The sequence below is a fragment of the Micrococcus sp. MS-ASIII-49 genome, assembly GCF_000946635.1.
Classification (GTDB): domain Bacteria; phylum Actinomycetota; class Actinomycetes; order Actinomycetales; family Micrococcaceae; genus Micrococcus; species Micrococcus luteus.
In genome coordinates this window covers 1-8,000 of the sequence record NZ_JXSP01000169.1, presented here as the reverse complement: position 1 = coordinate 8,000, position 8,000 = coordinate 1, and the positions used below count along the sequence as shown (strand labels likewise).

Annotated in this window: 5 protein-coding genes; 1 reads left to right on the top strand and 4 read right to left on the bottom strand. The window is 72.2% G+C overall.

Annotated features, from left to right (window positions below):
- Window positions 1-213: 213 nt before the first annotated feature.
- The 4 genes from tyrS to SJ20_RS10835 all read right to left on the bottom strand — a co-directional run bounded on the left by tyrS (window position 214) and on the right by SJ20_RS10835 (window position 6,870).
- Window positions 214-1,557, bottom strand: a complete 1,344-nt coding sequence (tyrS, locus tag SJ20_RS10850) for a tyrosine--tRNA ligase (protein WP_044659916.1) — start codon at window positions 1,555-1,557, stop codon at window positions 214-216.
- A gap of 69 nt (window positions 1,558-1,626) precedes the next feature.
- Entirely contained in the window at window positions 1,627-3,915 is a 2,289-nt protein-coding gene (locus tag SJ20_RS10845) for a UvrD-helicase domain-containing protein (protein ID WP_044659915.1), read from the bottom strand.
- 167 nt (window positions 3,916-4,082) lie between these two features.
- Window positions 4,083-5,543 carry an argininosuccinate lyase gene (argH, locus tag SJ20_RS10840; RefSeq protein ID WP_044659914.1) on the bottom strand — a complete coding sequence of 487 codons (1,461 nt, stop codon included), beginning with the start codon at window positions 5,541-5,543 and terminating at the stop codon, window positions 4,083-4,085.
- A gap of 85 nt (window positions 5,544-5,628) precedes the next feature.
- On the bottom strand, window positions 5,629-6,870 hold the full coding sequence (locus SJ20_RS10835; protein ID WP_041104698.1) for an argininosuccinate synthase: 1,242 nt from the start codon (window positions 6,868-6,870) through the stop codon (window positions 5,629-5,631).
- Between the two features lie 621 nt (window positions 6,871-7,491).
- Between SJ20_RS10835 and rpf the strand changes: the two genes are divergently transcribed.
- A partial coding sequence (gene rpf / locus SJ20_RS10830) for a resuscitation-promoting factor Rpf (protein ID WP_044659913.1) occupies window positions 7,492-8,000 on the top strand: 509 nt, incomplete at its 3' end.

Genomic DNA, 8,000 nt, shown 5'->3' with positions numbered 1-8,000 from the left:
CGAGATGGAACTCTACACACGAATCCCACCGAACACAAAATCAGGGGTGACACCCGGCGTCCGGGCACGAAGGAGGGCCCCGTTCTCCGCAGAATCCTGCGGGAAACGGGGCCCTGTGCTCCTCCCGTGGGCGGTTGCTTCGCCGTCGCCGCCCGTCGTGTCCTCGGTCACTTTTCGCGACTCACGGTGGACACCGGTGGTCTGCAGCCGCGGTCAGCCCTCCCCCAGGTCCGCACCCGCCATGCTCTTCTTGCCCCGGCGCACCAGCAGGTGTCGGCCGGCGAGGGCGTCGTCTCGGGTGAACACCTGGTCGGCATCCGTCACCCGCACGTTGTTCACCGAGGCGCCGCCGTCGCGCACCGTCCGACGCGCCTCGGAGCGCGAGGCGACCAGCCCGGTGGAGACCAGCAGCTCGACCGCGGTCACGGTGCCCGGCTCCCCCTCCCACTGGGTCCGGTCGGCCTGCGGCAGCTCGGCCAGCACGGCGGTCAGCGTGTCCGGATCCACGGTGGTGAGGTCGCCGCCTCCGAACACGGCATGGGAGGCCTCGATGACCTTCGTCGTCGTCTCCTCTCCATGGGCCAGCGCCGTGACCTCCCACGCCAGGCGCTTCTGGGCCTCCCGGCGGAACGGCTCGTCGGCCACCTTCTGCGCGTACTCCTCGATCTCCGCGCGGGTCAGGAACGTGAAGACCTTGAGCCGGTCGACGACGTCCGCGTCCGCCGTGTTGAGCCAGAACTGGTAGAAGGCGTACGGGGAGCACATCTCCGCGTCGAGCCAGACGGCGTTGCCCTCGGACTTGCCGAACTTGGTGCCGTCCGCGTTCGTGATCAGCGGCGTGCCCAGCGCATGGGCGTGGGTCCCCTCCACCTTGCGGATCAGCTCGGTGCCGGCGGTGAGGTTGCCCCACTGGTCGGAGCCGCCGGTCTGGAGGGTCACGCCGTGCCGGCGGTGCAGCTCGAGGAAGTCGTTGCCCTGCAGCACCTGGTAGGAGAACTCCGTGTAGGAGATGCCCTCATCAGAGTTCAGGCGCTTGGCCACGATCTCCTTCTTCACCATCGTGCCGACGCGGAAGTTCTTGCCGACGTCCCGCAGGAAGTCCAGCGCGCTCATGCCCGCGGTCCAGTCCAGGTTGTTGACCATGGTCGCCGCGTTCTCCCCCTCGAAGGAGAGGTACGGCTCGATCTGCGCGCGCAGCGACTCCACCCACGCCGCCACGGTCTCCTGCGAGTTCAGAACGCGCTCCGAGGTCTGCCGCGGGTCGCCGATGAGGCCGGTGGCGCCGCCCACGAGGGCATACGGGCGGTGGCCGGCGAGCTGCAGGCGGCGCAGTGTGAGCAGCTGGACCAGGTGTCCCAGGTGGAGAGACGGAGCGGTCGGGTCGAAGCCGCAGTAATACGAGACGGGCTCCCCGGCCAGCGCCTGTTCCAGCGCGGCCTCGTCCGTCGAGACGTGCACGAGCCCGCGCCAGCGCAGCTCCTGCCAGACGTTCTCGAAGCTCGGGTCGTTCGCCTGTGCGCGCAGTCGGGCCGCGCGCTCCTCGTTCTGGGGTGCCATAGCCCCCAGCCTAGCGACGCGCCCGCGCGCCTCCGCGACGCCGCGCACGTGCGACGTCGCCCGCGGGGCTCACTCCGGGACGTCCGCCAGCCCGGCCGGCAGCGCGGCCGCGTCCGTCCCGGCGACGACGGACAGCGACTGGGTGGCGCGGGTCATCGCCACGTACAGATCGCCCACCACGCCGCGCGCGTCGGCCACGATCCGCTCGGGCGAGACGAGCACGACGGTGTCGAACTCCAGCCCCTTGGTCTCCCACGGGGTGGCGACGACGATCTCGACGCCGGGCAGCGGCGCGGTGTCCACGGCCGCCTCCCCCCACCGCTCCCGGAGGGCCGTGAGCAGCTCCCCCGTCCGCTCGGCGGGGGCGATCACGGCGGTCAGGGCCTCGGGCACGCGGTCCCGCTCGGCCTCGACCGCGTCGAGGGCCAGGGCCGCGACGTCACCGCCCGGCTCCGTCACCAGGCGCGGGCGGTGGTCGCCCTCGCGCACGGCGCGCGGATGGGAGACCTCGAGCCCGGCCGCCCGTGCGACCTGCGCGGCCCAGCGCATCACGCGCGCCGGCGAGCGGTAGTTCACGGTCAGCTCTTCCAGGCGCCAGCGGTCCCCGAACTCCGGGGCGAGGACGGACGCCCACGAGCCGGCCGCGTCGCGACGGGAGGACTGCGCGATGTCGCCCACGATGGTGAACGACTTCATCGGGCAGCGGCGCGCCAGCAGGCGCCACTGCATCGGAGAGAGCTCCTGGGCCTCGTCCACCACCACGTGCCCGTACGTCCAGGTGCGGTCGCGGGCCGCGGTCTCGGCGGTGGTCCGTCGCACGCCGCGCGCCTCATTGGCCGCGGCCAGCTGCTCGGCGTCCACGACGCCGTCGACGCCCAGGTCCGCGAGCGTCTGGTGCATGTTCTCCAGGGACGCCCGGGCGTTCTCGAGGTTGCGCTCGTGCTGGGCCGCGGACTCGCCGCCCCGGCCCGGGGTGTCGAGGCGTCCGAGCAGCTCGGCCGCCTCGTCCAGCAGGGGCACGTCGGCCTCGGTCCAGGGGGCGTCGGCCGGGCGCAGGAGCGCGCCGACCTCGGCGTCGGACAGCCACGGGGCGGCCGCCCGGAGCAGGTCCTCCCGGGTGAGGAGGTCGCCGATGAGCTTCTCCGGCGTCAGCGGCATCCAGCAGAGGTTGAGCGCGATGCGCACGTCGCGCGAGGTGCGCACGTCCTCGAGCAGGAGGTCACGCTGCACCGGGGTGCCCGAGGACTTCTCCAGCTTCTTGCGCAGCTTCTCCGCGAGCTCGCGGACGAGGATCTTCACGAACGTCACCCGGGCCTCGTTGTGGGGCTTGCGGGTGGCCCGTGCCTTGTCCCGGGCGCGCCGGACCATGGCCGGCTTGAGCTTGACGGCCGTGCCGTCGATCATCAGGCGACGCGGCTCGACGAGCAGGCGCTGGCGCTGCGCGACCGCGTGGGCGACGGCGTCCACCATGTCCAGCCGGCCCTTCACCGCCGCCGCGTCGAGGTCCCGCTCCGGGACGGCCCGCACGCCCGGCATCAGCGTCCCCAGCGAGGACATCACGACACCGGTCTCACCCAGCGAGGGCAGCACCCGCTCGATGTACCGCATGAACGCGGTCGACGGACCGACGATCAGCACGCCCGAGCGCGCGAGGCGCTCCCGGTGGGTGTACAGCAGGTAGGCGGCGCGGTGCAGGGCGACGGCGGTCTTCCCCGTGCCGGGCCCGCCCTGGACCACGACCGCCCCGGGCAGGGGCGCGCGGATCACCTCGTCCTGCTCCGACTGGATCGTGGCGACGATGTCCCCCATCCGTCCCGTGCGTCGGGCGGTGACGGCGGCCAGCAGCGCACCCTGGGCATCGGCGCGCACGCCGTCCTCGCCCAGCAGCGTCGGGTCCAGGATGTCGTCCTCGAGGTCGCGCACCTCGCGCCCCCGCAGCATCAGGTGACGACGACGGCGCACGCGGCCCCGGTGGGCCGCCGTCGCCTGGTAGAAGGCGCCGGCCTCGGCCGCGCGCCAGTCGACGAGGAGGCGCTCGTGGTCCTCGGTGGTGAGGCCGATGCGCCCGATGTACCGCTGCTCGTCGGCCCCACCCTCCCGCTCGGCGTCGAGGTCGAGCCGGCCGAAGACGAGGCGGTCGTCCACGGCGTAGAGCTGGGCGAGTCGGTCCTCGTAGAGGCTGGCGAAGGCGTCGCGCTCGGAGTGGTTCTGCAGCGACCCCTGCGGGCCGGTCCGGCGCACGGCCGCGAGCTGGCGCTCCTTCTCCTCACGCAGGGCGTCGAGGCGGGCGTACCGCTCGGCGACCCGACCCCGCTCGAGGTCGAGCTCGGACTGGCGGACGGACACGGTATCGGTCATCGGGGGCCCTCGCGGTGCGGTGAGGGGCGGACCATGCTGCGGCCCGCCCGGCGGAAAAGTGACCACCCATGCTACGCCGACCGCGGTGAACGGCGGGTGACGCGGCGGTGCCCTGGGGGCGCCGCCGCGTCCGGCCCGGTCGGCGCCGACTCGGCCGGGCGACCGCGTCAGCGGGCGTCGACGACGGAGCCCGGCGTGTCGGCCCAGCGGCGCAGCGGCGCCAGGGCGTCCTCGAGCGCCCCGATCTGCGCCGCGACGGCCGTCGGCGCGGTCCCGCCCTGGGCGTCGCGAGAGGCGAGCGAGCCCTCCGTGCTGAGCACCTCGCGGACCTGCGGGGTCAGCGCCGGCGAGATGGCGGCGTACTCGTCGTCCGTGAGGTCCCACAGCTCCACGCCCCGGGCCTCGGCCGCCTTCACGGCCTCGCCCGACAGCTCGTGGGCCTCGCGGAACGGGACCCCCTGGCGGACGAGCCACTCGGCGACGTCGGTGGCCAGCGCGAAGCCCTGCGGGGCCAGCTCCGCCATGCGCTCCGTCTGGAACTCGAGGGTGGCGATCATCCCGGAGACGGCGGGCAGCAGCAGCTCGAGGGTGTCCGCGGCGTCGAAGACGGGCTCCTTGTCCTCCTGCAGGTCGCGGTTGTAGGCCAGCGGCATGCCCTTGAGCGTGGCCAGCAGCCCCGTGAGGTCGCCGATGAGGCGGCCGGACTTGCCGCGGGCCAGCTCGGCGACGTCCGGGTTCTTCTTCTGCGGCATGATCGAGGACCCCGTGGAGTACGCGTCGTGCAGCGTCACGAAGCCCGCCTCCTTGGTGGCCCAGAAGATGACCTCCTCCGAGATGCGGGACAGGTCGACGCCGACCATCGCGGCGACCCACGCGAACTCCGCGTACACGTCGCGGGCGGCGGTGCCGTCGATCGAGTTCCACACGGCCGACTCGAAGCCGAGCTCGGTGGCCACGGCGTTCGGGTCCAGACCCAGGGAGGAGCCGGCCAGGGCCCCGGAGCCGTACGGCGAGACGGCCGCGCGCGCGTCCCAGTCCACGAGCCGCTGCAGGTCCCGCGCGAACGCCCAGGCGTGCGCGAGCAGGTGGTGCGAGAGCAGGACGGGCTGCGCGTGCTGCAGGTGGGTGCGGCCCGGCATCGGCGCGTACGGGTGCGCCCGCGCCTGATCGAGCAGCGCGTCCACCGTGGCGATCACGCCCCGCGCGATGATGCGGGCGTGGTCGCGCAGGAACATCCGGCCGAGGGTGGCGACCTGGTCGTTGCGGGATCGGCCGGCCCGCAGGCGGCCGCCGAGCTCGGGACCGGCCCGCTCGATGAGGCCGCGCTCGAGCGAGCCGTGCACGTCCTCATCGGACGCCGCCGGGGTGTAGGCACCGGAACGCACGTCCGCCTCGAGCCGGTCGAGGGCCGCGATCATCCCGTCCAGGTCGTCCGCACTGAGCAGACCGGCGGTGTGCAGCACCCGGGCGTGGGCACGGGAGCCGGCGATGTCATAGGGCGCCAGGCGCCAGTCGAAGTGCGTGGACTTGCTGAGCGCGGCGAGCGCCTCGGAAGGGCCGCCGGCGAAGCGGCCGCCCCACAGGGCGCCCTCGTTGGTCCCGTGGCGGGCGTCGGTGTTCTCGGTCATCGAAGGTCTCCTCGAGGTCGGTGACAGGCCGACGGCGGCCGGCCCGGGCGCGGGCGGGCCGCCGTCGTGCGCGGGGCGTGCGGGGTCAGTCGTTGGACAGGCGGGCGACGTCCTGGAGGTCGTCGCCGCCGCGCAGGCGCTGCTCGCGCTCCGAGGCCGTCTTCGCGGACAGGCCGAAGATGTCGATGAACCCGCGGGCCGAGGACTGGTCGAACGAGTCGCCCTCGTCGTACGTGGCGAGGTTGAAGTCGTACAGGCCGGTCTCGGACCGGCGACCCTGCACCGTGGCACGGCCGCCGTGGAGCTCCAGGCGGATCTCACCGTTGACGTGCTCCTGGGTCGCGTCGATGAACGTGTCCAGGTTCCGCTTCAGCGGGGAGTACCACTGGCCGTCGTAGACCAGCTCGGTCCAACGCTGGTCCACATGCTTCTTGAAGCGCGCCTGTTCCCGCTCCAGGGTGACGTTCTCGAGCTCACGGTGGGCCGCGATCAGCGCCATGGCGCCCGGTGCCTCGTAGATCTCACGGGACTTGATGCCCACGAGGCGGTCCTCGACGATGTCGATCCGGCCCACGCCCTGGGCACCGGCCCGGCGGTTGAGCTCCTCGATGATCTCCAGCGGGCTCAGCGCGCGACCGTCGAGGGCCGTGGGGACGCCGCGCTCGAAGGCGATCGTGACCACGTCCGGCGCCGGCGGGAAGGCGGGGTCGTCCGTGTAGTCGTAGACGTCCTTCGTGGGGCCGTTCCAGATGTCCTCGAGGAAGCCGGTCTCGACGGCGCGGCCCCACACGTTCTGGTCGATCGAGAACGGGTTCTTCTTGGTGGTGACGATCGGCAGGTCGTTGCGCTCGGCGTACTCGATGGCCTTCTCACGGGTCAGGGCGAGGTCGCGCACCGGCGCGATGCACTTCAGGTCGGGGCCGAGGGTCTGGATGGAGACCTCGAAGCGGACCTGGTCGTTGCCCTTGCCGGTGCAGCCGTGCGCCACCGTCGAGGCGCCGAACTGGCGGGCCGCCGCGACCAGGTGGCGGGAGATCACCGGGCGCGAGATCGCGGAGACCAGCGGGTAGGCGTCCATGTAGAGGGCGTTGGCCTTGAGCGTGGGCATGCAGTACTGCTCGGCGAACTCGTCACGCGCGTCGGCGACGTAGGCCTCGACGGCGCCGCAGTCCAGGGCGCGCTGGCGGATCGTCTCGAGGGACTCGCCCCCCTGGCCCACGTCGACCGCGACGGCGACGACCTCGGCGCCCGTGGCCTCGGCGATCCAGCCGATGGCCACGGAGGTGTCCAGGCCGCCCGAGTAGGCAAGGATGATGCGTTCCTTCACGTTTTCTCCTCTTTATATAGGGGGGTCTCCGAGCGCGGCACGTGGCCGTCGGAGGCGTGCTCGGCGACGATCCTACCCGGGTCTTGAATAAATATGCAACTGACGGAATATCAGCTCCTGATGGATCCTGCGCAGCCCCTCTGCGCCCACCGCGGCGGCCACCCGCAACCATGGCCCCGCGCTCGAAGTTCGGGTCGAACGCGACGCCGGTCACGGCTTCGACCGTCGATCGTGACCTTCGCCCACGCCCCTGTGACGGAGGTTGTCCACACTGTCCAATCAGACGCCCTGAGATCCAATGCGGGCAGTGGCGTGCATTTCGTCCACGTACTCCCGCCTCAGGGAGCGATTCGTCACCTGATCTCAAATGTGAGACGGACGGGCAAGAATTCGTCGACCCATGATTTGACGCGAGGGGGGCTCCCGTCGTTGACTCTTCCGTAGCCGATTCGTGATCGAACCGTGATCTGACCGAGAGGTCGGGGACGGGGAGGCCACGACATCGAACCCCCTCCGACGGTCGCCCGCTGCTGGGTCGTCTCGAACCGACGGAGGGCATGACCCGACCAAGGAGAAGGACGACCCCGGTGTGCCTCGGCCACCGATCAGCGAGGACTCGCCATGGACACCATGACTCTCTTCACCACTTCCGCCACCCGCTCCCGCCGTGCCACCGCCTCGATCGTTGCGGGCATGACCCTCGCCGGCGCCGCCGCCGTGGGCTTCTCCGCCCTGGCCCAGGCCGCCACCGTGGACACCTGGGACCGCCTCGCCGAGTGCGAGTCCAACGGCACCTGGGACATCAACACCGGCAACGGCTTCTACGGCGGCGTGCAGTTCACCCTGTCCTCCTGGCAGGCCGTCGGCGGCGAGGGCTACCCGCACCAGGCCTCCAAGGCCGAGCAGATCAAGCGCGCCGAGATCCTCCAGGACCTGCAGGGCTGGGGCGCCTGGCCGCTGTGCTCGCAGAAGCTGGGCCTGACCCAGGCTGACGCGGACGCCGGTGACGTGGACGCCACCGAGGCCGCCCCGGTCGCCGTGGAGCGCACCGCCACCGTGCAGCGCCAGTCCGCCGCCGACGAGGCTGCTGCTGAGCAGGCCGCTGCTGAGCAGGCTGCTGCCGACCAGGC

Bases quoted from the DNA above. Each gene is read 5' to 3' on its own strand.
- tyrS (WP_044659916.1), bottom strand. From the start codon at position 1,557: ATGGCACCCCAGAACGAGGAGCGCGCGGCCCGACTGCGCGCACAGGCG.
- SJ20_RS10845 (WP_044659915.1), bottom strand. From the start codon at position 3,915: ATGACCGATACCGTGTCCGTCCGCCAGTCCGAGCTCGACCTCGAGCGG.
- argH (WP_044659914.1), bottom strand. From the start codon at position 5,543: ATGACCGAGAACACCGACGCCCGCCACGGGACCAACGAGGGCGCCCTG.